Consider the following 22,867-nt stretch of genomic DNA (forward strand, 5'->3'; position numbering starts at 1 on the left):
TTGCTAGAGCGCGTGCAGGTGGCCGCGGGTCGCCTGGCCGGCGTCGTGCAGGTTCTCTCCTTCGAGCAGCACGAACGCCTGCCCGAAGGTCAGCTCATGGATCTGCGATGCGGTTTGCCCTAATTCGCGGGCGATCCGTGCGGTGCTGGCCCGATGGTCGCGCTGCAGGGAGGGGAAGACCAGGGAGAAGACCCGGGAGACCAGCTGCTGGTGCTCCTGGGCCGGTTCCAGCGCCAGCTCCTGTGACAACCACTGGTAGGCGCCTTCGCCCAGCAAGCCGCGGGCACGCGAATGCGCGAGGATCACCTGGGCCGGTGCACCGAACTGCTCTTCGAGTGCCAGCAGCTGCGGGATCTGCAGGGAATCGGAGACCCGAACCTGCAGGGACAGGGAGGGCAGGAGCAAGCGTGCCGCGAATTCGTCGGCTTCGCGTTCCGCGGCGGCCACCTGCTCGCGGTTCTCGCCCAGCGAGGAGTGCATCAGCAGATGCCCCAGCTCGTGGGCCATCGCCAGGCGCTGTGCATTGCGGCTGCCGGCGGCCAGGAAGATGAAGGCCTGCCCGTCTTCCCAGAAGCTGAAGGTCTTGACCGCTTCGAGCGAGGCCGGCAGGCTCAGCACCCGCACCCCGCGGGCTTCGAGCAGATGCAGCAGATCGGGCAACGCGCCGCATCCCAGATCCCATTCGGTGCGCAGATGCGCGGCGGCATCTTCCGGGGTGAAGCCGCACAGCTCGGGGATCCCGGTGTGCGGGAGCCGGAAGTTCCGCGTGATCAGGTTGTAGAGTTCCACGCCGTTGCGGCCCAGCGCGGCCGCGGCGACTTTCTGCGCGGTGCTGGTGCGGCGCGGGGAGCGGAAGAAGATCCGCTCGGTGTCGATGCCCTGGGCCGCGGGAAGCCGGAAGAACTGCGGCGCGCAGCCCAGCGCATCGGCCAGCGCAAGGGAAAGATCCTCGGGAGCATGGGCGAGTTCGCGCTCGCAAATACCCAGCGAGGCGGCCAAGGCGGACCGGCTCAGCGCTGCACGTTCGCGTGCCAACCTGATTCTGGTCGGTTCCAAAGTCATGAGGTTCCTGCAATCTTCCAAAAGGCGATCTTGATCGTCTAATGACCTCAGACTAGTGGCCTATGCCACAAAGCACCAATTGCGTGCAGCTTCGTGAAGTAACACGCTCTGACTTGCGAAAAGGCTCGCAGGCGATGCCTGCGAGCCTTCGTGGCGCTAGATCTTGCTGGCCGCTTCCTTCAGCACGGTGCGCAGGATGGATTCGATCTGGTCGAACTCCGGCTGCCCGATCGTGATGGGCGGAGCCAGCTGGATGACCGGGTCGCCGCGATCGTCGGCGCGGCAATACAGTCCCGCCTCCCACAGGGCCGGGGAGAGGTACCCGCGCAGCAGGCGTTCGGACTCCGCGTCGCTGAAGGTCTCCTTGGTCGCCTTGTCCTTGACCAGCTCGATCCCGTAGAAGTAGCCGGCGCCGCGCACATCGCCAACGATGTCCAGATCGGTGAGCTTGGACAGCGTGGATTTGAACGCGTCGGCATTGTTCTTGACGTTCTCGTTCAATCCTTCCCGCTCGAAGATGTCCAGGTTCGCCATCGCCACCGCGGCTGCCACCGGATGCCCGCCAAAGGTGTAGCCGTGGTAGAAGGTGGTATCGCCCTTGGTGAAAGGCTCGAACAGCTTGTCGGAAACGACCATCACGCCCAGCGGGACATAGCCACTGGTCAGCGCCTTTGCCGAGGTGATGATGTCCGGGACGTAGCCGAAGTCGTTGCAGGCGAACATCGAGCCGATGCGGCCGAACGCGCAGATGGTTTCGTCGGAAACCAGCAGCACGTCGTATTCGTCGCAGATCTCGCGGACCCGGTCGAAGTACCCCGGTGGTGGCGGGAAGCAGCCGCCGGAGTTCTGCACCGGTTCCAGGAAGACCGCCGCCACGGTGTCGGCGCCTTCGAATTCGATGGCTTCGCGGATGCGCTCCGCGGCCCACAGCCCGAAGTCCTTCTCGTTGTCCGCGAACATCTGCGGTGCGCGGTAGAAGTTGGTGTTCGGCACGCGGAAGGTGCCGGGGACCAAAGGCTCGAACGGGGTCTTCATATCCGGCAGCGAGGTGATGGCCAAGGCTCCCTGAGGGGTGCCGTGGTAGGCCAGGGCGCGCGAAATGACCTTGGTTTTGCCCGGCTTGCCCTTCATCTTGAAATGCTGCTTGGCCAGCTTGAAGGCGGATTCGACCGCCTCGCCGCCGCCGGTGGTGAAGAAGACGCGGTTCAAGTCGCCCGGTGCATAGCTGGCCAGGCGCTCAGCCAGGTCGATCGCCGGTTCGTGGGCGTAGGACCACAGCGGCATGAAGGCCAGCTTCTCGGCCTGCTTGGCCATGGCTTCGGCCAATTCGGCGCGCCCGTGCCCCGCGTTGACCACGAACAGCCCGGCCAAGCCGTCGATGTATTCGCGCCCGGCATCGTCGTAGATCTTGTGCCCCTCGCCGCGCGAGATGATCGGAACGTGCGCGCCGTTGGAAATTCCGGAGTGCCGGGCCATGTGCATCCAAAGGTGATCGCGAGCGGCTTGCTGGCGATCGGTACCACGTGGTGTGTTCATCGTGTTCCCCAGTTGTATTCCTGTTTTTTGAGTGAAAGGTAGGTGTACGTATTGGTGCTGACCACGCCTTCGAGCCCGCGGATCGTTCCGATCACGCGCAGCAGGTCCTCATCGTTCGAGCAGATGACCTCCGCGAGTATGTCCGAGCTGCCGGCAGTGACCACGCAGTAGTCGACTTCCGGAAGTTCGGCGATCCGGTCGGCGGTGCCGCTGATGTCGCTGGCGGCGACGACGCCGATCATGGCCTGGCGGGTGAAGCCCAACTCCAGCGGGTTGGTGACTGCGACGATTTGCACGACGCGGCTCTCGACCAGCTTCTGCACGCGCTGGCGCACAGCCGCTTCGCTCAGGCCCACTGCCTTGCCGATGGCGGCATAGGAGCGCCGGCCATCTTCCTGCAGCTGCTCGATGATCTCCTTGGAAATTTCATCAATGGCCTGTGCCGTATGCGAGGGCAGCGTCATATCGACCTCCTAGGTCTAAGGGACTTTCCACAGACCCTACCGTCACTGATTCAGTTGCGAAAGGGGTATTTTTGAAAGTTTTCAGTTTTCGTAACGTAATTTTTACAAGGAAACTTGCGTTCGGGTCTTGTTGGACCTGTGCATTGCTGGCAGGATGAACGACAACACTTTCATGTGTGGCCGATCACATTCGTCGTTAGGATTCCAGCCATGTCGCACTCGCAACGCCGACTTCCGCAAGACCCCCAAGTCCGCGCACTGGTCCAGGCCATGAGCCAGCGCAGCTACTCCCGCCGCAGCGTGCTTTCCGCGGCCGGCGCATTGGGCCTGACCGGGCTGCTCGCAGCCTGCGGCACCGGAGGAAGCAGCACCAAAGCCGCACCGTCGATCGAGGACATTTCCGCAAATGACCCCACCGTGAACTGGGCCAACTGGACCCTGTACCTGGATTACGACGACGAGAAGAAGACCTACCCGACACTGGATGCGTTCACCAAGCAGACCGGCATCAAGGTGAACTACCGCGAGGATATCGACGGCAACGACACCTACTACGGCAAGGTGCAGGGCCAGCTCAAGGCAGGCCAGGACATCGGCCAGGACATCATCACGATGACCGACTGGATGGCCGGCCGCATGATCCGCCAGGGCTACGCCCAGGAGCTGGACCTGGCGAACATCCCCAACTCGGCCAACCTGCTGCCCAATCTGAAGGACGTGGACTTCGACCCGGGACGCAAGCACTCGCTGACCTGGCAGTCCGGCTACGCCGGCATCGCCTGGAATAAGAAGGCATTCCCCAAGGGCCTGAAATCCGTCGAGGACCTCTGGGATCCAAAGCTCAAGGGCCGTATCACCGTGCTCGATGAAATGCGCGACACCATCGGCCTGCTGATGCTGCACAACGGCGTGGACATCGCCGGCCAATGGGGCGAAAGCGAATTCGGCGCCGCCGCCGACGTGCTGCGCGAGAACATCGGAAATGGCCAGATCCGCCAGGTCAAGGGCAACTCCTACAAGGAGGACTTCGTCTCGGGCGATGCGATCGCCGGCATCGTCTGGTCCGGCGATATCGTGCAGATGAACTTCGAGAACGATGACCAGTGGGAGTTCGTGATCCCCGAGGCCGGCGGCACCCTGTGGAGCGACAACCTGATGGTCCCGGTGGCCTCGCCACGCAAGGCCAACTCCGAGAAGCTCATGGACTTCTACTACGACCCGGCCGTGGCCGCGCAGGTCGCAGCCTACGTGAACTTCATCTGCCCGGTGGTCGGCGCCCAGGAAGAAATGGAAAAGATCGACCCGGACCTGGTCGGCAACCCGCTGATCTTCCCGACCGATGAGGATCTGGCCAAGGCGCATGTCTTCCGCTCGCTGGAAGCGGATGAAGAGACCGCGTTGAACTCTGAATTCCAGAGTGCAATCGGCGCCTAGAAAGCGGGGAACACCATGACTCGCCAACGAGCCATCAACTGCCAGCGCCTGTCCAAAGGCCGCGGTCCGGGCCCGGCCCGCGCCAGGGACGTCGTCAACCGGGCAACCTCCGCACGTGCTGTACCGGCAGCAGAAACCGATTTCCACAACCAGTTCCAGGAAGTGATAGGGGCATGACAACCTTGGCAACGCGTACCGAAACCACTGCCACCGGCGCGGATCTGCACCTCTCGGGCATCACCAAGCGCTTTTCCAGCTTCGTGGCGGTCAAGGACCTGGATTTGGTGGTCCCTTCGGGCACCTTCTTCGCCCTGCTCGGACCCTCCGGTTGCGGCAAGTCGACCACCCTGCGCATGATCGCGGGCCTTGAGGCCCCCAGCGAGGGCAGCATCTCGATCGGCGGCCAGGACGTCACCGCGCTGGCCAGCCACCAGCGTCCGGTGAACACCGTGTTCCAGTCCTATGCGCTGTTCCCGCACATGAGCGTGCTGGAAAACGTGGCCTTCGGGCTCAAGCGCAAGAAGGACAAGCAGGCGATGGAGAAAGCCAGGGCCGGGCTGGACCTGGTGGAGCTCGGGCACCTTGCCAATCGCAAGCCGATCCAGCTCTCCGGCGGGCAGCAGCAGCGCGTGGCCCTGGCCCGGGCGCTGGTCAATCGCCCGCAGGTGCTGCTGCTCGATGAGCCCCTCGGGGCACTGGACATGAAGCTGCGCCGCCAAATGCAGCTGGAGCTGAAGAACATCCAGACCGAAGTCGGCCTGACCTTCATCCACGTCACCCACGACCAGGAAGAGGCCATGACCATGGCCGACGTGGTCGCGGTGATGAACGGCGGACGGATCGAGCAGATGGGCCCGCCGCGCGAACTCTACGAACTGCCCAAGACCGCGTTCGTCGCGAACTTCCTGGGCAAGTCGAACCTGATGCGCGGCACGGTCAGCGGCAATGACGCCGGCATGCTCAGCGTCATGGTCAACGGCCAAGCCATCTTGCTGCCGGCCGACCGCGCCGTGCAGGCTTCAGGGGAGGTGGTCGTCGGGGTGCGCCCGGAGAAGATCACGATCTCGCGCGAGGGCTATGCGGGGGAGAACCGCTTGTCCGGCACCGTGGTCGACGTGTCCTTCACCGGCACCACCACCGAGTACCTGGTCGAGGTGGACGGGATCGGCACGCTCGGGACCTTCACGCAGAATCGCGGCCAGCAGCCGGCTGCCGAAGGCGACACCGTGTACCTGTCCTGGGAGGCGCAGCATTCCTTCGGCCTGGCCGGTGCCGAGCACGAGGATGCCGGAGTTGACCAGCCATGACGGTCATGACCAAGAAGGGCATCGTCGACCTGCGCAGCCCCGAGGAGATCCGGGCGGAGCGGCGCAAGGGCCGCACCGGCGTCTACCTGATCGCCCCGGGCATGCTGGTGCTCGCCCTGTTCTTCGCGCTTCCGGTGGTTGTCCTGCTGGCAATGAGCCTGTACGTGAAACCCGAGGGCGGGGAAATCGGCGAATTCGTGCCGGGTTTCGAAATCGGCAACTACGCCACGGTGCTCGCCGCCTACTGGCCCGAGCTGCTGCGCTCCTTCGGGTTCGCGCTGATCGCCACCGTCCTGGCCTTGCTCATCGGCTTCCCGATGGCCTACCTGGTGGCAGTCCGCTTGCGCGAGAAGACGCTGCTGCAGGGCATCTTGCTGGTGCTGCTGATCGCCCCGTTCTTCTCCAGCTTCATTCTGCGCACCCAGGCCTGGAAGCAGATACTGGCCGACGAGGGGTTCATCGCCCAAACGCTGAAATTCCTGGCGATCCTGCCAGCCGACGGGCACCTGACCGCCACGCCGTTCGCGGTCGTCGCGGGCCTGACCTATAACTTCCTGCCGTTCATGGTGCTGCCGATCTACGCTAACCTGGGCCGGCTGGACACACGCCTGCTCGAGGCCTCGGGGGATCTCTATGCCAGCCCGATGACCTCCTTCTTCAAGGTGACGCTGCCGATGAGCGCCCCGGGCGTCTTCGCCGGCACCCTGCTGACGTTCATCCCGGCCGCCGGCGACTACGTGAACGCGGCCCTGCTGGGCAATAACCGCAATACTACGATGATCGGCCAGATCATCGATTCCAGATTCTTCAAGGTCATCGATTACCCGGGCGCCTCGGCGTTGAGCTTCGTGCTGATGGTCTCGATCCTGGTCCTGGTCACGATCTATATCCGCCGCTTCGGGACCAAGGAGCTGATGTAGCATGAAGCAGAAAATCGGACGCTGGTTCATCCCCGCTGTCGGCGGGCTGGCTTTCATCTACCTCCTGGTCCCGATCGCGTACATCTTCGTGTTCTCCTTCAACGATGCCGGCCGCACCAACCTGGACTGGCGCGGCTTCACCCTGGAGAACTGGCAGAACCCCTGCGGCGCTCCGGCGGTCTGCGAATCGCTGGCGCACTCGCTGCAGGTCGGCACGGTGGCCACGATTGCCGCCACCGCCTTGGGCACGCTGATCGCCATCGGCCTGGTCCGCTACAAGTTCCGGTTCCGCAAGCTCACCGATGTGCTGATCATTTTGCCGTTGGCTACTCCGGAGGTCGTGCTCGGCGCTTCTCTGCTGGCACAGTTCCTGAACCTCGGTTGGGAACTGGGCTACGCCACCATCGTGATCGCCCACATTGTGTTCTGCATGTCCTTCGTGATCGTCACCGTCAGGGCTCGTGTCTCCTCGCTGGATCCGCGATTGGAAGAAGCGGCCGCCGATCTCTACGCCTCGCCGCGGGCGGCCTTCTGGAAGGTGACGTTCCCGCTGCTGCTGCCAGGCATTGTGGCCGCCGCGCTGTTGTCCTTCGCGATGAGTTTTGATGATTTCATCATCACGAATTTCAACTCCGGCACCTTCCAGACCTTCCCGAAGTTCATCTATGTGGCAGCTACCCGCGGCATCCCGGCCCAGGCGAATGTCATTGGTTCGGCGATGTTCATCCTTGCCCTGCTCGTGGTGGTCATCGGACAGGTGATCAGCTACCGGAAGAAGAAACAGCTGGAGAATTCCTAGGTTCCAAAGGCCCGCGCTCTTCAGCGCGGGCCTTTGGCTTGCCAGCTGGTCAAAAAGCAGGGATCGTCACTAGCGTGAGCGGTACCCAGCTCGCTCCTTGCACCCTCTGGGACCTGCACGTTGTTGGACTGGCGCTAGGCCTCCGGCCGCTTGCTGCTCTTGCGGTGATTTGCAGGACCATTGCCTGCAGGATGCAGCCGCGCCCAAAGGCCATTAGGGTGGCTGGCGGAACGAAATATTGGCAGAGAGCCGAAATGCGGGCATCTGACATATAGTAAATACTTAGCTTTACAATATATGGTCTACAGGTTGATACCTTGCTGGCCTGTAGGTGCAGGTCTATGAACGATTGGAAACTTCATGAGCGATAAGCCAGTTTGGCTCTCCGGGCCTGAACGCGACGCCTGGCTTGGACTGCATGCTGTCATGACTTTGCTTCCGGCGGCCTTGGATTCCGATCTGCAGGGCCTGGAAGGCATCACGCTTTTCGACTACCACATGCTCGCCATGCTCTCCGAGGCCAAGGACCATCAGCTGACCATGACGACGCTGGCTTCGCACACCAGTGCTTCGCTTTCGCGACTGTCGCATGTGGTCAAGAAGCTGGAGAAGCGCGGCTGGGTTACCCGCGAGCAGTCCGCAGAAGATGCCCGTGTGAAAATCGCCTCATTAACGCAGGCCGGATGGGAAGCCGTGCAGCAGATGGCGCCTCACCACGTTGCCTCGGTGCGCGGACTTCTCTTCGATACCCTTGATGACAAGGACGTTAACGATCTCACGCGGATCGCACGCAAAATTACAACTTCGCTTGATGCGGATCATTGGATCCTGAATTCGGAAAACCTCGATTTGGAACACTGAGGAATTCTCGATAAGCTAATCAGGCGTTAATCGCGTGTGTTGTTATGCCGTCTAACAGCAGAACAACTGCGCGTTGCCCGTAATACCGAATATCGTGGCCGACTGAGTACGGGGAAATTGCTCGACCGGTTGCGAAGTTCACCGACTTACATACTTTAAGGCTCTTCGGTTGGTTCTCACCCAGCCTGGTTACCTTCCTAGTGTGCAGTATTAACGGTGTTTCACTGGTTGGCGGGACTCATAACGCAGAAGCGGTGTCGATATTTTGGTATGGGCACTGTGCGCGAGTACCGCCGAATTTTACTACTAACTAACTGAGGAGTGATCATGGCAGCTGTTTGCCAGGTAACCGGTACTACTCCGGCCTTCGGACATAGCATCTCCCACTCGCACCGTCGCAACAAGCGTCGTTTCGATCCGAACATCCAGAAGAAGACCTACTACGTGCCTTCCCTGCGCCGTAAGGTGACCCTGACCCTGTCGGTCAAGGGCATCAAGGTCATCGATGCTCGCGGTATCGACGCTGTAATTGCTGACCTGATTGCGAAGGGTGTGAAGCTCTAAAAATGGCAAAGAAGGATAAGGACGTACGTCCGATCATCAAGCTGAAGTCCACCGCTGGAACCGGTTTCACTTACGTAACCCGTAAGAACCGTCGTAACAACCCTGACCGCATGGTCATGAAGAAGTACGACCCAGTCGTCCGTAAGCACGTTGAATTCCGAGAGGAGCGCTAAGACATGGCCAAGAAGTCCAAGATCGCAAAGAACGAACAGCGCAAGGTCATTGTCGAGCGTTACGCTGCAAAGCGTCTCGAATTGAAGAAGACCCTGGTTGATCCAAACGCAACCGACGAAGCTCGCGAAGCTGCACGCGTAGGCCTGCAGAAGCTTCCACGCGATGCTTCCCCGATTCGCGTTCGCAACCGCGACGCAATCGACGGTCGCCCACGCGGCACCTTCCAGAAGTTCGGTATCTCCCGTGTTCGCTTCCGCGACATGGCGCACCGTGGTGAGCTTCCGGGCATCACCAAGTCTTCCTGGTAAGACCTGCAAGTCTTTTGACTTAGCAAGCCGCCTTCCCTTTCGGGAAGGCGGCTTCGCCTTTTAACGCCGCCACCACCGGCGTTTTACCGGTGCTTTCTCTGCCACCGGTGCAGGTTCTGCCGCCCGGCGTTCCTGCCAACCAAGCACCTCTGCGGTGGAATCGCGCAAAGCGGTGATCACCGGCGGGCCGCCAAGCAGCTGCCGCCGCGCCTCGATAATGCGGGCATTGAAATCCTCGATATGCTCACGCACGGCCCGCTCGGAGGGCAAGCGGTCCAAGGTCTGCTCCATCTGCTCATCTTCCACCCGCAAGGTCAGCGCTGGTGGGCCCAGCCCGGTAAGCTGCTCGCGGCGCATCATGGACTTCAGCCACCAGTCGGGATCGTCATTGCTGGTGATATGGTCGATCTTCTGGCCCGAGAGGGCAAGATTGTCGAAGTCCCCGCGGGCGAAAGCCTCATCGAGCACGGAGTTGGCCACTTCCCATGCCTCGTCCTCGGCATGCAGCTGCAGCGGCGTCTTCTGCTTCTCGACGGGAGCCATCCCGGTGGCCTGCGCATACTCGTCCACCGGCAACGGCTCGCTGTCCTGCTTCATCTTGTACCGGGCCGCATTCAGTGCGGCATCCTCGCTGTGCTCCATCTTCCAATGATCCCACCGTGTGCCTGAGCCCGGCAACGGCACTGGGACTTTCCGAAGCAATTGATGGGGGAGCTGGGAAGATAAAATCATTCCCTTCGGGTTCGGGCGCTTCGCCAAGGATTCAGTGCCCAGCAAGCGGCTGGGGGTGGCTGGAGATCGCTATTAGCGGCCATGTCCCACCCGCAATCGAGCATTATCCCTGTAGTAGCGTGTATTCCATGAAGCCAGCGACGCGCTATCCGAGACCCGCAACTGACATCTACGCGAACCGGCAGCGGTGGGCGCCGCTGGGCCAAGGCAAGACCGTTGTGGTGACCGGCGCGAATAGCGGCCTTGGCTTCTTCGCGAGCCTCGGCTTGGCGCGAGCCGGTGCGAAAGTCATCCTGGCCTGCCGCAACCAGAGCCGTGCGGAGCATGCCATGGAGCAGATCCGGCTGCGCGTACCGGCGGCTAGCGTGGAATTCATGCAGTTCGACTCCTCGCGCATGGAATCCGCAATGGGACTGGCAGCTGAACTGCGCAATCGGCCATTGGATGCGCTGATCGCCAATGCAGGGGTCATCCGGGCGCCGCAGAGCCGCGTCGAGGGCCTGCTGGGCCATGAGCTGACCATGAGCACGAATTTCATCGGGCATGCGCGGCTAGTCGGCGAGCTGGCCGAACGCTTCGCCCAGCCGCTGCGGTTCATCGGGCTGGGATCGATGTCCACCCGGATGCTGGCTACCGATCCGCAAAACCTGGCCTTGACCCGCGACTACCATCCATACCGTGCCTATGCGCAGTCCAAGGCGGCAGTGCAAGCCTTCACCTTGGCCCTGGACCACCGGCTGCGCCAGCTGGAACTGCCGGCTCGCGCGCTGGCCATCCACCCGGGGTATTCGCTTTCCGGGCTGACCCCGCAGGTGCCCAACATCAACGAACCGGACTTTGCCAAGCGGCTGATTGGCCAATTGCAGTCCAGTTTCGCGCAGGGCAAACATGAAGGTGCGGTGGCATTGGTCGAAGCGGCATTGGCGCCGGAACTCGAAGACGCGCCCCGAGGCAGCTATTTGGGGCCGAAATACCTCACGAAGGGTCCAACGGCACTGGCCAGCCCGGCGAAAGCGACCCGCGGCAAGGAGCTGCAAAGCAAAGCCTGGGAACTTTTCGTGGAGGCAAACGAAGGCCTCGATCCGTTCGCGCTGTAGGTCCCGGGTGAACTTTCACACCCTTGATTTGGCGAAAATTCAGCAGAATCCGCAAGATGATGCACTTTTTGTCGCTTTCAGCTGGTAAGTTCAACTCTTGATAAGTCCGTGCGACCGTGCGGCGTTCGGGGCCCGGAAGAGGGCTTTGGATCACTAGTCCAGGAGGACCATACATTGGCTATGAACCGTAGCGAACTTGTTGCTGCTGTTGCAGCGAAGACCGAAAACTCCCAGGTTGCCGTTAATGGTGTTCTGGATGCAGTCTTCGAGGTTTTCGTCGACCAGATTTCCAAGGGTGAGAAGGTGTCGATCCCAGGTTGGTTGGCTGTAGAGCGCACCGATCGTGCAGCTCGCACCGGCCGCAACCCACAGACCGGTGAAGCAATCCAGATTCCTGCTGGCCACTCGGTCAAGCTGACCGCTGGGTCGAAGCTGAAGGCTGCTGTAGCCAAGAAGTAAGCTTCCGCTAGAGCTTTGCGCAAGGCCCGCTGTCCGTTCCCGGATTGGCGGGCCTTGCGGCGTTAAGGAACGTTGCAAAAGCCTTCATTGAACCCAAAAATGCTGCCGTTGAGCCAAGAAATCTGCAATTAGTTGAAAAAATCCCGGTTTTCCGCCTGTTTTCCGCAGTTCTGGGGCGAAACGTTTGATATGTTCTCACTGGTAAGACCGTGCGACCGTGCGGCGTTCGGGGCCCGGAAGAGGGCTTTGGATCACTAGTCCAGGAGGACCATACATTGGCTATGAACCGTAGCGAACTTGTTGCTGCTGTTGCAGCGAAGACCGAAAACTCCCAGGTTGCCGTTAATGGTGTTCTGGATGCAGTCTTCGAGGTTTTCGTCGACCAGATTTCCAAGGGTGAGAAGGTGTCGATCCCAGGTTGGTTGGCTGTAGAGCGCACCGATCGTGCAGCTCGCACCGGCCGCAACCCACAGACCGGTGAAGCAATCCAGATTCCTGCTGGCCACTCGGTCAAGCTGACCGCTGGGTCGAAGCTGAAGGCTGCTGTAGCCAAGAAGTAAGCTTCCGCTAGAGCTTTGCGCAAGGCCTGACCCGCTCCGGAGAAATCCAGGAGGCAGGGTCGGGCCTTCTGCTTTATCGGAGCACCGTTTGAGGCGCTCTTCTACTTCGCGTAGAATCAGCTTCGATCGTAGAACTCCGCGAAGAATGGCTGCCCATCGTGTCACAGAAACCCGCAACCCGCGTTATCCGCGGCTGGTTGGCGGCAAGCGTGTGCACCTGGACAGCCTTTGCCGCGCACGCCCACAGTGCGCCTACAGCGCTATCGGTGGTGGCAATGGTGCTCATTACCTGCGTCTCTGCGGCTATCGGCGTCGTGCTGGTGGGCCGGAAGTTCTCCCTGTGGGCGACCAGCCTGGTCGTGCTGCTCAGCCAGGGACTCTACCACCTGAGCTTGTCGGTGATGAGCCACCAGGGCGGCGATCTTTCCGGACTGGAACACGCGCACCATGCGGGGCGCAATCCAGCGCTGGCGCAGGACATCACCGCGCAGTACGCCAACGTGCATACCGAATCGATGCTCTACGCCCACGTGCTGGCCGCGATCGCCAGCGTACTGGTGCTCTACGGCGGTGAACGCCTGCTCAAGGCCATGGCCGGCTGGCTCACCCTTTCAACGGCCCGGCGGATCCTCTCGCGCATTCGCGTGCAGGTACCTGCTGCCCGGCCGCTTCGTGCCTACTTCCCCTTGCGTTTCCAACTCAAGCTGGCGCAATTGGGAAGACTGCCGGAGCGCCGCGGTCCGCCCTGCTTCATTCTTGCTGCCTGAGTAAAGAATTGAAGCGCCCCGCAAGGGGCTTGGAAGGAACATCATGAGCGTAGTAACCAAGAACATCACCCGACTAGTCGCAGTACTGGCATTCTCCTTGCTGGCTTTCGCCGGCTCGATCGGTGCCGCCAACGCGCACGACCAGTTGATCGGCTCTACCCCGGAGGCCGGGGCCACCATCCAGGAAGTGCCCGAGGACATCACCCTCGAATTCTCCGGCGTGCTCCAGAGCCTATCCGGCGTGGACTCCACGGTGGTCTCGCTGACCCTCGATGGGGAAAAGATCGACACCGAGGCCAAGACCAAGGGCACCAAGGTCACCGTCACCCCGGCCAAGGAGCTGGGCAACGGCGAGTACCAGCTGGCCTACCGCGTGGTCTCGTCTGACGGCCACCCGATCGAGAACAAGATCGGCTTCAGCGTCGACGCGCCACAGGCCGCCCCCACCCTGGTCAGCTCGAGCGCGCCAGCGGCGCCTAGCGACTCCGCAGGGTCCGCCGACCTGGATCCAGGCGCTAACCCGGTCCAGGACCTGGGCAGCTCGATGAGCCCGGTGGTCTGGGTCATCATCGGCGTAGTCATCCTTGGCGGCGCGCTGGGCGTGCTGGCCAAGTTCATGCGCCAGTCCAAGTAGCCCCCACCCTTCCGGTGCGCCCGAGGCCACCGCTGCCTTTGGCGCGCCTGCACACCGAACCCGAAAGCTTGAGAACATGAATTTCCGCAAAACCACTGCACTGGCCCTGGGCCTTGGACTGCTGCTCACCGGCTGCGCGCAGAGCGCCGACGGGCAGCAGCCCGCACCGGCCGCCGAACAGAAAACCGCCGGGCAAGCCGAAGCGCTGGCCACCAGCGAAACCTGGGCCAAGGCCGCCGAGTCGGGCATGAGCGCGGCCTTCGGCATCCTGCACAATAATTCTGGCACCCCGATTGCGCTGCGCAAGATCAGCAATGCCCAGGGCGATCAGATCCAGATCCACGAAATGCGCGGCACCGGCGACGGGATGACGATGGCGCAGCTCGAAGGGGATCTGGTGATCGAACCCGGCAAGGACGCGGTGCTGGCACCGGGCGGCCACCACCTGATGTTCATGGACCTGCAGGAACCGCTGGTGGCGGCCCAGACGGCGAGGCTGAAGCTGGAATTCGCCGACGGGTCGAGCACCGAGGTGGACTTCCCGATCCGCAACTTCGACGGGGCCAACGAAAGCTACGACGAGCATGCCGGGGATGCGCATGCCGGGCACTAGCGTCGACCGCCGGCTGCTGCTGGGCACCACCGCGGCCGCCGCGCTGGGCGGAATGCTCACCGGGTTCGGCACCGGAAAGCTGAGCGCTCCAGCCCCAGCGGCCACCGCCAACCCGCAGGGGTACCGCCCGTTCTACGGGAAGTACCAGTCGGGGATCCTCGACGGCCAGCAGGCCCACGCGGTCTTCGCCGGGTGGGATCTGCACTGGCGCGAGGGCTCCAAGAAGGAGCAGCTGCGCGCGGTGCTGCAGATGATCACCGATGATGCGGCCCGGCTGGCCAGTGGCCGCGGGGTGCTGGCCGACACCGAACCGGAAATGGCGCAGCCCGGATGCGAGCTGACGCTGACCGTGGGGCTGGGCCAGAGCCTGCTGGATGTGGCCGGGCGCGGGCAGATCGGCACGCTGCCGCGCTTCGCCGGGGACCAGCTCGATGAGCAGTACGGGCAGTGCGATCTGCTGATCCAGTTCTGCGCGCAGGAGCAGACCGTGCTGCACCATGCGGTGCGGGCGGTGTCCAAGAACCTGCGCGGGCTGGGCGCCAGGCGCTTCGCCCAGACCGGGTTCATCAACCCCGGCGGGCGCGGGTTCCGCAACCTGTTCGGCCAGCTCGACGGGATCAACAACCCCGGCGGAGAACTGCGCGAGAGCGCGGTGTTCGGCCAGCCGGGCTGGATCGAGAACGGGACCACCCTGGCGCTGCGCAGGTTCGAGATGGACCTGGACGGCTGGGACGAGGTGGACGGCGCCGGACGGGACCATGCCCTGGGCCGCCGGCAGTCCGACGGCGCGCCGCTGTCGGGCGCCAGCGTGGATGATCCGGTGGACCTGGCCGCGGCCAATGAGCTGGGGCTGCCGGCGATCGCGGCCAACGCCCACGTGGCGCTGGCCAAGCCGGCCAGCGCGGACGAAACCATGCACCGGCGGGGCTACAACTTCGACGGGGCGGCTTCCGGGTTGCTGTTCGCCAGCTACCAGCGCGACCCGGCCACCAGCTTCACCCCGGTGCAGCACCGGCTGGCGGCCGCAGATGCGCTGAACACCTGGCTGAAGCCGGTGGGATCGGGCCTGTACGCGATCCTTCCCGGGGTGCGCGAAGGCGGCTACCTGGGGGAGGCGTTGCTGGGCCAGGTGTGAGATGCGCCCAAAGCCGGCTGCCGCGCGGTGACCGGCCGGGCGAAAAATGAGATGATGAGAAGGTTATGGATACAGCACAGCGCACGGTTTCAGTCACCCGCTTCATCCTGCCCGGAATCCTCGCTGCGGCGGTGGCCTTCCTGGCGGCGGTGTTGTTCACCGGGATCGCCCGGCCGGCGGATTTGGCCGATCCCGGGGCTTTCGTGCGCTGGTCGCTGCCCATCTCCCGGGCCATCCACCATGCCTCGATGTCGCTGAGCATCGCCGCACTGGTTTTCGGTGCGGCGATCATCCCGCGGTCCGCCAAGGTGACCGGCGATGCCGAAGGCCAGGCCCATCCGGCGTTCGCCCGCACGATGAATATCGCCGCCGGGGCCGCGGTGGTGTGGACCCTGTCCGCGGCCACCGTCATGCTGCTGACCTTCTGGGATTTGGCCGGCATCCCGATGAGCCTGGATCCGCAGTATTCGGCCGCGATCCTGGACTACATCCTGTCGATCACCAGCGGGCGGGCCTGGGCCTGGATGGTGGTGATCGCCGCGATCACCAGTTCGCTGGCCCTGGCCGCGCGCTCCAGGACCACGGTGGGTCTCAGCGCATTCTTCTCGCTGTTCGGCATCCTGCCGCTGGTCTTCATCGGCCACGCGGCCGGGGGAGACGACCACTTCGCCGCGGTGAACTCCATCGGCCTGCACCTGCTGGCCGTGGTGCTCTGGTTTGGCGGCATCATGGTGCTGGCCCTGCTCGCTCCGACGCTGGCCGGCGAAGCGCCGGGACGCAAACGCGGGCAGGTGCTGGCCGGGGTGGTGCTCAAGCGCTATTCCGCGCTGGCCACCTTCGCGGTGTTCCTGATGATCGGCTCGGGCCTGGCTTCGGCGGTGATCCGCATCACCGGCTGGGACCAGTGGCTGACCCCGTACGGCATCCTGGTGATCGTGAAGATCCTGATCACCCTGGGGCTGGGCGCACTGGGCCTGTGGCACCGGCGCATGGTGATCCCGCGGCTGCTGGAGGGCAAGTTCACGGCGCTGCGCGCGGCCTGGCAGGTCGTGGCCGGCGAGGTCATCCTGATGGCTGCGGTGATGTCGGTGGCCACCGTGCTGGCGCGCACCGCTCCGCCGACTTCCGATGAGCCTCCGGTGCAAGCGACCCCGGCCCGCCTGCTCACCGGCTACGATCTGCCGCCGGCCCCGGATACCGCCGCGTGGTTCACCACCTGGCGCATGGACTGGATCTGGGTGGCCGTGTGCCTGTTCGGCCTGGCCGTGTACCTGTGGGCCTTCATCAAGCTGGCCCGCCGCGGCGACAAGCCCAGCGTGCTGCGCCTGGCCAGCTGGATCGTGGGCCTTTTCGCGCTGTTCTACGTGACCAGCGGCGCGGTGGCCGTGTACGGCAAGATCCAGTTCTCCACCCACATGGTCGACCACATGTCGCTGACCATGATCGTGCCGATCTTCCTGGTCCTGGGCACCCCGGTCACGCTGCTGCTCAAGGTGCTGGGATCGCGCGTCGACGGCACCCGCGGCCCGCGCGAATGGATCCTCTACCTGGTGCACTCGCGCTACTCGAAGGTCATCACCCACCCGATTTTCGCCGCGGTGAACTTCGCCGGCTCGATCGTCGTCTTCTACTTCACCCCGTTGCTGGAACCGGCCATGCGCTACCACGCGGGCCACGAGCTGATGAACCTGCACTTCCTGCTCACCGGATACCTGTTCGCGCTGTCGCTGGTGGACGCCGACCCGGTCCCCAAGCGCTACCCGTACCCGATGCGCCTGGTGGTGCTGCTGGCCACCGTCGCCTTCCACGCCTTCTTCGGGGTGGCGCTGATGAGCACCGAAACCCTGCTGGCCCCGGATTACTTCGGGAACATGGGCCGCACCTGGGGCGGCACCGCACTGGAGGACCAGGTGGTGGGTGCCGGGGCGATGTGGGCGATCGGCGAAGTGCCGACCCTGGTCCTGGCCATTTTCGTGGTCATCTCGTGGCTGCGCCAGGACAAGAAGGACACCAAGCGCTACGACCGCCAGGCCGAGCGTGACAACGACGCCGAGCTGGCTGCCTACAACGAAATGTTCGCCCGCTTCAAGCAAGCCGACCGAAGGGACCCACGTGCCTAGCACCAAGAAAATCCTCGCCGCCTCCCTGGCGGTGTGCGCGCTGCTGGCCGCAAGCGCCTGCTCCGCGCAGTCCGAAATGCCGCAGGACGAAACGCACAAGATTGCCGTGCAGGGCACCGCGACGCCCAGCGCATCGCAAGAGCCGCAAGAGCCTGCCCAGCCGGAAGAAATGACCACCGCGCAGGTGGCCACCACGGCCGGCGCAGTGATGGCCGCCGAGCTCGGCTTCCCCTCCAGCGCCAAGATCCAGGGCGAGGACCTCGAATCCCTGGCCACGCCGCCCACCGATACGCTCAAGGACCTGGTGGTCCTGCCGTCCCAATGCTCGGCTCCGATCGAGGACTTGAACTGGTCGCCGGTGCAGCTGGGCACCGAGGCGGCGCGCACCGACTTCACCAACGAGAACCAGTCGATCACCGGGTCGGTGGAGGTGGCCAAGCTCGGCGACGGGGCGGAGAAGGTGGCGGCGCACAATGCGAACGTGGCCACCATCCTGGAGGAATGCAAGAGCGTGAAGCTCAACGGGCTGGACTACCGCGAGACCCTGGCATTCTCCGATCCGGGCGTGCAGGATGCCGATTCGGCCCTGTACTACAGCCGTGATGGGCAGTATGCGCAGGATTCGCTGGTGCTGATCAAGAGCACCGGGGAGTATGCGGTGATGGTCTCCTTCCTCTCGGCGACCTCGCTGCAGGATGCCACCTTCAACCAGGTGGCCACCGGCATCATGGACACCGTGCTCGCGCAGCTGCCCTAGCTCGCCGCCCCGGCAGGGAATAGAAGCCCTGGGCCTGCGGTTACACCAGCAGACCGTGAGCGAGTTTCACACTTTTCTCAATGTTGCTTAACACCGTTAGCCCCAGCGGGCCGCGGTGGCAGATAATTGAGGTTCGAATTGCCGCAGCCGCGGCGACAGCGAAAGGATCACCATGAGCACTTCCGAATCCGTCCGCGCCAATTACAAGGTGCGCGCCAGCGAACTGCTGGGCCGCAACTGGCTGAATACCGGCGGCAAGCAACTGGATCTGGACGCATTGCGCGGCAAGATCGTGCTCCTGGACTTCTGGACCTTCTGCTGCATCAACTGCCTGCACGTGCTCGACGAGCTGCGCCCGCTGGAGGAGCAGTACAAGGACGTGCTGGTCACCGTCGGCGTGCACTCCCCGAAGTTCGAGCACGAAGCGGATCCGGATGCGCTGGCCGCCGCCGTGGAGCGCTACGAAATCCACCACCCGGTGCTCGACGACCCGGAATTGGTCACCTGGCAGGCCTACGGTGCCCGCGCCTGGCCTACCCTGGTGGTATTGGATCCCGAAGGCTACATCGTCGCGCATCTGTCCGGCGAGGGCCACGCCCAGGGCCTGGGCTCGCTGGTCGAGGAACTGGTAGCCGAGCACGAAGCCAAGGGCACGCTGCACCGCGGCAACGGTCCGTACGTGGCACCGGCAGCCCGCGAGGGCGACCTGCGCTTCCCGGGCAAGGCGATCGCCCTAGCCAACGGCAACTTCCTGGTGGGCGATTCGGGCCACCACCGCCTGGTCGAACTGGCCGGCGACCTGTCCACCGTGGTGCGCACCATCGGCGCCGGGGTCAAGGGCTATGCCGACGGGGACGCTGCCACCGCGCAGTTCAACGAACTGCAGGGGCTGGCCGCCTTGCCGGCGGAACTGGCCGCCGAAGTCGGCTACGACGTGATCGTCGCCGACACCGTCAACCACCGCCTGCGCTCGGTGAACCTGGCCACCGGCGCCGTGGGCACCCTGGCCGGCAACGGAGTGCAGCGCCTGCTGGATTCGGAGAACGCCCGCCAAGAAGTCCAGCCCACCGAGCTGGGCACCGATGCGCTGAATATTTCGCTCTCGTCCCCATGGGATGTGCTCTACCACCCATCGGGGCAGGTCATCGTCGCGATGGCCGGAACCCACCAGATCTTCGCCTTCGATCCGCGCACCGGCGCCGTGTCGGTCTTCGCCGGCACCGGGCTGGAAGGCCTAACCGATGGCGCGCCGGATGAGGCCTGGTTCGCCCAGTCCTCGGGCCTGGCACTGGATGGCGAAAACGTGTGGATCGCCGACTCGGAAACCAGCGCCCTGCGCTGGATCGAGGTTGAAGAAGGCAAGGCCAAGAGAGTGAACACCGCGGTGGGCACCGGCCTGTTCGACTTCGGCTTCCGCGATGGCGATGCGCAGCAGGCGCGCCTGCAGCACCCGCTGGGCGTGGCCGTGCTGCCGGACCACTCGATTGCCATCGCCGACTCCTACAACGGCGCGGTGCGCCGCTTCGATCCGGCCACCAAGACTGTCTCCACCCTGGCCAAGGGCCTGAAGGAACCGGCCGACGTGCTGGTGGACACCACCGTGGACGGCGATCCGGTGCTGCTGGTCGTGGAGACCAACTCCCACCAGCTGGTGCGCATCCCGATCCCTGCCGAAGCACTGGTGGTCGACCAGGGCGCCAGCCAGACCCAGCGCCCCAAGACCCGGGTGCAGGCCGGCAAGCACGGGATCCTGGTCCGCTTCGCCGCACCCAAGGGGCAGAAGCTCGATGACCGCTGGGGCGATCCGACCCAGCTGAAGATCTCGGCCAGCCCTGAGGAACTGATCCTCGACGGCGCCGGCACCTCGGTGGGCCTGTCCCGCACCCTGGAACTGAACCCGGAGGTGGCCGAGGGCGTGCTGCACATTACCGCCCGCGCGGCGGCCTGCGATGGCGAACCGGGCGGCGAGATTCCCGATCACGCGGCCTGCCACCTGTACCAGCAGGACTGGGGCATCCCGGTGGTGCTGGACGCAGAGGGCGAGGATGAACTGCTCCTTGACCTGCGTGGCGTGAACTAGCCCCGGCCCGAAGCATGCATCAGGCGCACCAGCGATGGTGCGCCTTTTGCGCGCCCGGCGCCGAACGCCCGGGCAGCGCCGCAGCAAGAATCTGAGGAAACCTCAGCATTTTCCTGCCCGGGTGGCTAGACTGGAGGACGGGAGGAGCCGGAGGGATCTGGCGGTAGCTATGGCGTCGAAAATGTTCCGTGCACTGGAAGTACCAAATTACCGGTTGTGGGTGATCGGTGCGCTGGTCTCCAATATCGGAACCTGGATGCAGCGTGTGGCCCAGGACTGGCTGGTGCTCACCGAGCTCACCGACCACGATGCAGTGGCCACCGGCATCACCACCGGCCTGCAGTTCCTGCCCGTGCTGCTGCTGGGCCCCTATGCCGGACTGATCGCCGACCGCTTCGACAAGCGCCGGCTGCTGATCCTCACGCAGAGCTTCATGGGAGTCTGCGCCCTGGTCCTGGGCCTGCTGGTGGTTACCGGCACGGCGCAGCTGTGGCATGTCTACGTGCTGGCCACGATGCTGGGCATCGGCGCCTCCTTCGACGCCCCGGCACGCCAGGCGTTCGTCTCCGAGGTGGTTCCCGGCACCCACCTGGCCAACGCGGTGGCGTTGAACAGCGCCAACTTCAACCTGGCCCGGCTGGCCGGGCCCGGCGTGGCCGGTGCGGTCATCGCGCTGGTGGGCACCGGACCGGCGTTCCTGCTCAACGGCGCCTCATTCCTCGCGGTGATTTTCTCACTGGTGTTCATGCGCAAGGACGCGCTGAACCCCTCTAAGCCGGTCGCGCGCGCCAAGGGGCAGGTGCGGGAGGGCTTGGCCTACGTGAAGAACCGCAAGGACCTGGTGCTGATCTTCTTCCTGGCCGGCGTGATCGGCACCTTCGGGCTGAACTTCCAGATGACCAACGCGCTGATGGCCACCGAGGTCTACGGGGTAGGAGCAGGGGAGTACGGGATCCTGGGCTCGATCATGGCCGTGGGCACCTTTGGCGGGGCGCTGTTCGCCGCCCGGCGTTCGGCTCCGCGCTGGCGCTTCCTGATCGGCGGCGGCGTGTTCTTCGGCATCGCCGGGATTGCCAGTGCGTGGATGCCCAACTACATCGCATTCGCGCTGGTGCTGATCCCGGTGGGACTGGGGTCGCTGACCTTCTTGAACAGCTGCAACACCATGGTGCAGACCTCGGTGCCCCCGGAGTACCGGGCGCGCGTGCTGGCGCTGTACCTGATGGTGGTGATGGGCGGTACGCCCATCGGCTCGCCGCTGATCGGCTGGTTCGCTGAACTGTTCGGGATCCAGATCGCCGTGACCATTGGCGCCGGGTTGTCGCTGGCCGCCAGCTTGGCAGCGCTGGTGGTCTGGCAGAAGTTCAAGACCAACGCGGTGCCGCTGCGCAGCCAGTTCCGCGAACTGCTCGGACGCTAGCCGGCCACCTGTTCGCCGCCGGCCACCGGAACCACGGAAACTTCGGTGGTGCTGGTGGTCAGCTGCGCGGTGAAGGAGTAGTCATCCTTGACGGTCTTCTTGGCCTTGGCGCCGGTGCGCAGATCCTGCTCGGTCAGGGTCAAGGTAGCGGTGGCCTTCAGCGGGGACAGCACCCAGGCGCCGTTGTAGTAGTTCACTTCAATGGTGGGGTACTTCGCGATGGACCAGTCGATGGTTGCCGGGTCCACGCGCGCCGAGGTGCTGTAGGCGAACGGGCATCCGGCAGGCATCAGCACCTGCTCGCTGGCGCACTCGTTGAGGTAGTTCTTCACCTTGGCATTGATGGCAGCGATGAATTCCTTGGTCGGCTCGGTCTTCAGCGCGATCTCCACCGGCTCCTTGGCAGGCTTGGTGACCACCATCCCGCGGGTGTCGGCCGCAAAGTTCTTGGTGCTGAAGCTCGCGTCGAGGATCGAGGGGTAGAACACCGGAAGGGTGCTCACGCCAGCCGATAACGGGATCTTCTGCTCGTTGACCGTGACCTCGTTGACGGTGTTGGCCTTGATCTTCACGCTGGGCAGCGTGCTTGGCTCGAAGGCCCACTTGTCGAACAGCAGCCAGGATTTGCCGGCATGGCGCAGCGTGTAGGTCGATTCCTTGTCCACGCCGTGGGCCTTGTAATGCGCGGTGACGGTGCGCAACTGCTCATCGCCCTCTACCGCCTGGGCCTTGTCGGTGGAGAAATCCGTAATTCCGGCCTGGGTGCGCTTGAGCACGTCCCCATCCAGGGCAACAGCATCGCCCTGCGGGACCTGGGCCTGCATCAGGCCCAGGGCTTCGGCGCCTTCGCCCCTGGCCAGATGCTGCTGCAGTGCCTGCACCTGGTGCTGGGGGGAGAAGAGCGTACGGTTGGCGGCGATCGTTCCGGCAATGACCAGAACGACGACAGCCGCTGCAGCCAATGCCCAGCGAAGAGCCAGGCGGGCAGCGGAGATCGGCGTGGAATTACGAGTGTTCATCAGTAGCTAGGCTATCTGGTTTCCGGGCCCAGACCGAAAACGGCG

25 protein-coding genes are annotated in these 22,867 nt (G+C 63.9%); 20 read left to right on the forward strand and 5 right to left on the reverse strand.

All coding sequences use genetic code 11. From position 1 onward, the window contains the following. Positions 1–3: 3 nt before the first annotated feature. From AC1Z36_RS07020 to AC1Z36_RS07030, 3 genes are all read right to left on the reverse strand, one after another. Entirely contained in the window at positions 4–1,062 is a 1,059-nt protein-coding gene (locus tag AC1Z36_RS07020) for an ImmA/IrrE family metallo-endopeptidase (RefSeq protein WP_105657046.1), read from the reverse strand. A gap of 156 nt (positions 1,063–1,218) precedes the next feature. Beyond that, positions 1,219–2,598: an aspartate aminotransferase family protein gene (locus AC1Z36_RS07025; protein ID WP_105657045.1), complete on the reverse strand. Its 1,380-nt coding sequence runs from the start codon at positions 2,596–2,598 to the stop codon at positions 1,219–1,221. Then, entirely contained in the window at positions 2,595–3,062 is a 468-nt protein-coding gene (locus tag AC1Z36_RS07030; protein WP_105657044.1) for an Lrp/AsnC family transcriptional regulator, read from the reverse strand. The genes AC1Z36_RS07025 and AC1Z36_RS07030 overlap by 4 nt, the downstream gene beginning before the upstream one ends. Before the next feature lie 210 nt (positions 3,063–3,272). Between AC1Z36_RS07030 and AC1Z36_RS07035 the strand changes: the two genes are divergently transcribed. The 9 genes from AC1Z36_RS07035 (at position 3,273) to rpsN (ending at position 9,429) form a co-directional block, all read left to right on the forward strand. Beyond that, a complete protein-coding gene (locus tag AC1Z36_RS07035) occupies positions 3,273–4,496 on the forward strand; it encodes an ABC transporter substrate-binding protein (RefSeq protein ID WP_105657043.1) in 1,224 nt (407 codons plus the stop codon). Between the two features lie 15 nt (positions 4,497–4,511). Continuing rightward, positions 4,512–4,673, forward strand: a complete 162-nt coding sequence (locus AC1Z36_RS07040) for a hypothetical protein (protein WP_181148813.1) — start codon at positions 4,512–4,514, stop codon at positions 4,671–4,673. Then, positions 4,670–5,803 (forward strand): ABC transporter ATP-binding protein, encoded by a 1,134-nt coding sequence (locus tag AC1Z36_RS07045; RefSeq protein WP_105657042.1) that lies wholly within the window; start codon positions 4,670–4,672, stop codon positions 5,801–5,803. Before AC1Z36_RS07040 ends, AC1Z36_RS07045 begins: the two co-directional genes overlap by 4 nt. Beyond that, positions 5,800–6,723 (forward strand): ABC transporter permease, encoded by a 924-nt coding sequence (locus AC1Z36_RS07050; RefSeq protein WP_105657041.1) that lies wholly within the window; start codon positions 5,800–5,802, stop codon positions 6,721–6,723. Before AC1Z36_RS07045 ends, AC1Z36_RS07050 begins: the two co-directional genes overlap by 4 nt. A gap of 1 nt (position 6,724) precedes the next feature. After that, entirely contained in the window at positions 6,725–7,522 is a 798-nt protein-coding gene (locus AC1Z36_RS07055; protein WP_105657040.1) for an ABC transporter permease, read from the forward strand. Between the two features lie 360 nt (positions 7,523–7,882). Further along, on the forward strand, positions 7,883–8,383 hold the full coding sequence (locus AC1Z36_RS07060; RefSeq protein ID WP_105657039.1) for a MarR family winged helix-turn-helix transcriptional regulator: 501 nt from the start codon (positions 7,883–7,885) through the stop codon (positions 8,381–8,383). Between the two features lie 327 nt (positions 8,384–8,710). Beyond that, entirely contained in the window at positions 8,711–8,947 is a 237-nt protein-coding gene (gene rpmB / locus AC1Z36_RS07065) for a 50S ribosomal protein L28 (RefSeq protein WP_013349911.1), read from the forward strand. A gap of 2 nt (positions 8,948–8,949) precedes the next feature. After that, positions 8,950–9,120, forward strand: a complete 171-nt coding sequence (gene rpmG, locus AC1Z36_RS07070; protein WP_013349910.1) for a 50S ribosomal protein L33 — start codon at positions 8,950–8,952, stop codon at positions 9,118–9,120. Between the two features lie 3 nt (positions 9,121–9,123). Further along, on the forward strand, positions 9,124–9,429 hold the full coding sequence (gene rpsN / locus AC1Z36_RS07075) for a 30S ribosomal protein S14 (protein ID WP_013349909.1): 306 nt from the start codon (positions 9,124–9,126) through the stop codon (positions 9,427–9,429). A gap of 60 nt (positions 9,430–9,489) precedes the next feature. Here the strand turns inward: rpsN and AC1Z36_RS07080 are convergent, their stop codons facing one another. Then, positions 9,490–10,071: a DnaJ family domain-containing protein gene (locus AC1Z36_RS07080; RefSeq protein WP_166650710.1), complete on the reverse strand. Its 582-nt coding sequence runs from the start codon at positions 10,069–10,071 to the stop codon at positions 9,490–9,492. Positions 10,072–10,289: 218 nt separating this feature from the next. Here AC1Z36_RS07080 and AC1Z36_RS07085 point away from each other — a divergent pair, with 218 nt between their 5' ends. The 11 genes from AC1Z36_RS07085 (at position 10,290) to AC1Z36_RS07135 (ending at position 21,803) form a co-directional block, all read left to right on the forward strand. After that, entirely contained in the window at positions 10,290–11,258 is a 969-nt protein-coding gene (locus tag AC1Z36_RS07085) for an SDR family NAD(P)-dependent oxidoreductase (RefSeq protein ID WP_483561878.1), read from the forward strand. 174 nt (positions 11,259–11,432) lie between these two features. Further along, a complete protein-coding gene (locus tag AC1Z36_RS07090; protein WP_013349906.1) occupies positions 11,433–11,717 on the forward strand; it encodes an HU family DNA-binding protein in 285 nt (94 codons plus the stop codon). 275 nt (positions 11,718–11,992) lie between these two features. Continuing rightward, complete coding sequence (locus AC1Z36_RS07095; RefSeq protein WP_013349906.1) at positions 11,993–12,277, forward strand: HU family DNA-binding protein; 285 nt, start codon at positions 11,993–11,995, stop codon at positions 12,275–12,277. A gap of 158 nt (positions 12,278–12,435) precedes the next feature. Then, positions 12,436–13,044: a hypothetical protein gene (locus AC1Z36_RS07100; RefSeq protein ID WP_332485890.1), complete on the forward strand. Its 609-nt coding sequence runs from the start codon at positions 12,436–12,438 to the stop codon at positions 13,042–13,044. 43 nt (positions 13,045–13,087) lie between these two features. After that, positions 13,088–13,678: a copper resistance CopC family protein gene (locus AC1Z36_RS07105; protein ID WP_105657035.1), complete on the forward strand. Its 591-nt coding sequence runs from the start codon at positions 13,088–13,090 to the stop codon at positions 13,676–13,678. A 76-nt stretch (positions 13,679–13,754) separates the two neighbouring features. Further along, a complete protein-coding gene (locus AC1Z36_RS07110; RefSeq protein ID WP_332485891.1) occupies positions 13,755–14,291 on the forward strand; it encodes a copper chaperone PCu(A)C in 537 nt (178 codons plus the stop codon). Next, positions 14,278–15,426, forward strand: coding sequence for a Dyp-type peroxidase (locus tag AC1Z36_RS07115; protein WP_483561879.1), 1,149 nt, complete (start codon positions 14,278–14,280; stop codon positions 15,424–15,426). Before AC1Z36_RS07110 ends, AC1Z36_RS07115 begins: the two co-directional genes overlap by 14 nt. A gap of 65 nt (positions 15,427–15,491) precedes the next feature. Beyond that, on the forward strand, positions 15,492–17,546 hold the full coding sequence (locus AC1Z36_RS07120; RefSeq protein ID WP_483561880.1) for a bifunctional copper resistance protein CopD/cytochrome c oxidase assembly protein: 2,055 nt from the start codon (positions 15,492–15,494) through the stop codon (positions 17,544–17,546). Then, complete coding sequence (locus tag AC1Z36_RS07125; protein ID WP_483561881.1) at positions 17,539–18,303, forward strand: hypothetical protein; 765 nt, start codon at positions 17,539–17,541, stop codon at positions 18,301–18,303. The genes AC1Z36_RS07120 and AC1Z36_RS07125 overlap by 8 nt, the downstream gene beginning before the upstream one ends. Positions 18,304–18,475: 172 nt before the next feature. Beyond that, positions 18,476–20,383 (forward strand): NHL domain-containing thioredoxin family protein, encoded by a 1,908-nt coding sequence (locus AC1Z36_RS07130; protein ID WP_400341955.1) that lies wholly within the window; start codon positions 18,476–18,478, stop codon positions 20,381–20,383. A 181-nt stretch (positions 20,384–20,564) separates the two neighbouring features. Next, the gene (locus tag AC1Z36_RS07135) at positions 20,565–21,803 is read left to right on the forward strand and encodes an MFS transporter (protein ID WP_332594843.1); all 1,239 of its coding nucleotides are present in this window, start codon (positions 20,565–20,567) and stop codon (positions 21,801–21,803) included. Here AC1Z36_RS07135 and AC1Z36_RS07140 read toward each other — a convergent pair. Continuing rightward, entirely contained in the window at positions 21,800–22,822 is a 1,023-nt protein-coding gene (locus AC1Z36_RS07140) for a zinc ribbon domain-containing protein (RefSeq protein ID WP_133833547.1), read from the reverse strand. The genes AC1Z36_RS07135 and AC1Z36_RS07140 overlap by 4 nt on opposite strands. Between the last annotated feature and the right edge of the window lie 45 nt (positions 22,823–22,867).

The organism is Glutamicibacter sp. BS14 (assembly GCF_056934375.1).

What these genes read in the sequence shown, in the direction of transcription:
- AC1Z36_RS07020 (WP_105657046.1), bottom strand. Translation starts at nt 1,062, where the DNA reads ATGACTTTGGAACCGACCAGAATCAGGTTGGCACGCGAACGTGCAGCG.
- AC1Z36_RS07025 (WP_105657045.1), bottom strand. Translation starts at nt 2,598, where the DNA reads ATGAACACACCACGTGGTACCGATCGCCAGCAAGCCGCTCGCGATCAC.
- AC1Z36_RS07030 (WP_105657044.1), bottom strand. Translation starts at nt 3,062, where the DNA reads ATGACGCTGCCCTCGCATACGGCACAGGCCATTGATGAAATTTCCAAG.
- AC1Z36_RS07035 (WP_105657043.1), top strand. Translation starts at nt 3,273, where the DNA reads ATGTCGCACTCGCAACGCCGACTTCCGCAAGACCCCCAAGTCCGCGCA.
- AC1Z36_RS07040 (WP_181148813.1), top strand. Translation starts at nt 4,512, where the DNA reads ATGACTCGCCAACGAGCCATCAACTGCCAGCGCCTGTCCAAAGGCCGC.
- AC1Z36_RS07045 (WP_105657042.1), top strand. Translation starts at nt 4,670, where the DNA reads ATGACAACCTTGGCAACGCGTACCGAAACCACTGCCACCGGCGCGGAT.
- AC1Z36_RS07050 (WP_105657041.1), top strand. Translation starts at nt 5,800, where the DNA reads ATGACGGTCATGACCAAGAAGGGCATCGTCGACCTGCGCAGCCCCGAG.
- AC1Z36_RS07055 (WP_105657040.1), top strand. Translation starts at nt 6,725, where the DNA reads ATGAAGCAGAAAATCGGACGCTGGTTCATCCCCGCTGTCGGCGGGCTG.
- AC1Z36_RS07060 (WP_105657039.1), top strand. Translation starts at nt 7,883, where the DNA reads ATGAGCGATAAGCCAGTTTGGCTCTCCGGGCCTGAACGCGACGCCTGG.
- rpmB (WP_013349911.1), top strand. Translation starts at nt 8,711, where the DNA reads ATGGCAGCTGTTTGCCAGGTAACCGGTACTACTCCGGCCTTCGGACAT.
- rpmG (WP_013349910.1), top strand. Translation starts at nt 8,950, where the DNA reads ATGGCAAAGAAGGATAAGGACGTACGTCCGATCATCAAGCTGAAGTCC.
- rpsN (WP_013349909.1), top strand. Translation starts at nt 9,124, where the DNA reads ATGGCCAAGAAGTCCAAGATCGCAAAGAACGAACAGCGCAAGGTCATT.
- AC1Z36_RS07080 (WP_166650710.1), bottom strand. Translation starts at nt 10,071, where the DNA reads ATGGAGCACAGCGAGGATGCCGCACTGAATGCGGCCCGGTACAAGATG.
- AC1Z36_RS07085 (WP_483561878.1), top strand. Translation starts at nt 10,290, where the DNA reads ATGAAGCCAGCGACGCGCTATCCGAGACCCGCAACTGACATCTACGCG.
- AC1Z36_RS07105 (WP_105657035.1), top strand. Translation starts at nt 13,088, where the DNA reads ATGAGCGTAGTAACCAAGAACATCACCCGACTAGTCGCAGTACTGGCA.
- AC1Z36_RS07110 (WP_332485891.1), top strand. Translation starts at nt 13,755, where the DNA reads ATGAATTTCCGCAAAACCACTGCACTGGCCCTGGGCCTTGGACTGCTG.
- AC1Z36_RS07115 (WP_483561879.1), top strand. Translation starts at nt 14,278, where the DNA reads ATGCCGGGCACTAGCGTCGACCGCCGGCTGCTGCTGGGCACCACCGCG.
- AC1Z36_RS07120 (WP_483561880.1), top strand. Translation starts at nt 15,492, where the DNA reads ATGGATACAGCACAGCGCACGGTTTCAGTCACCCGCTTCATCCTGCCC.
- AC1Z36_RS07130 (WP_400341955.1), top strand. Translation starts at nt 18,476, where the DNA reads ATGAGCACTTCCGAATCCGTCCGCGCCAATTACAAGGTGCGCGCCAGC.
- AC1Z36_RS07135 (WP_332594843.1), top strand. Translation starts at nt 20,565, where the DNA reads ATGTTCCGTGCACTGGAAGTACCAAATTACCGGTTGTGGGTGATCGGT.
- AC1Z36_RS07140 (WP_133833547.1), bottom strand. Translation starts at nt 22,822, where the DNA reads ATGAACACTCGTAATTCCACGCCGATCTCCGCTGCCCGCCTGGCTCTT.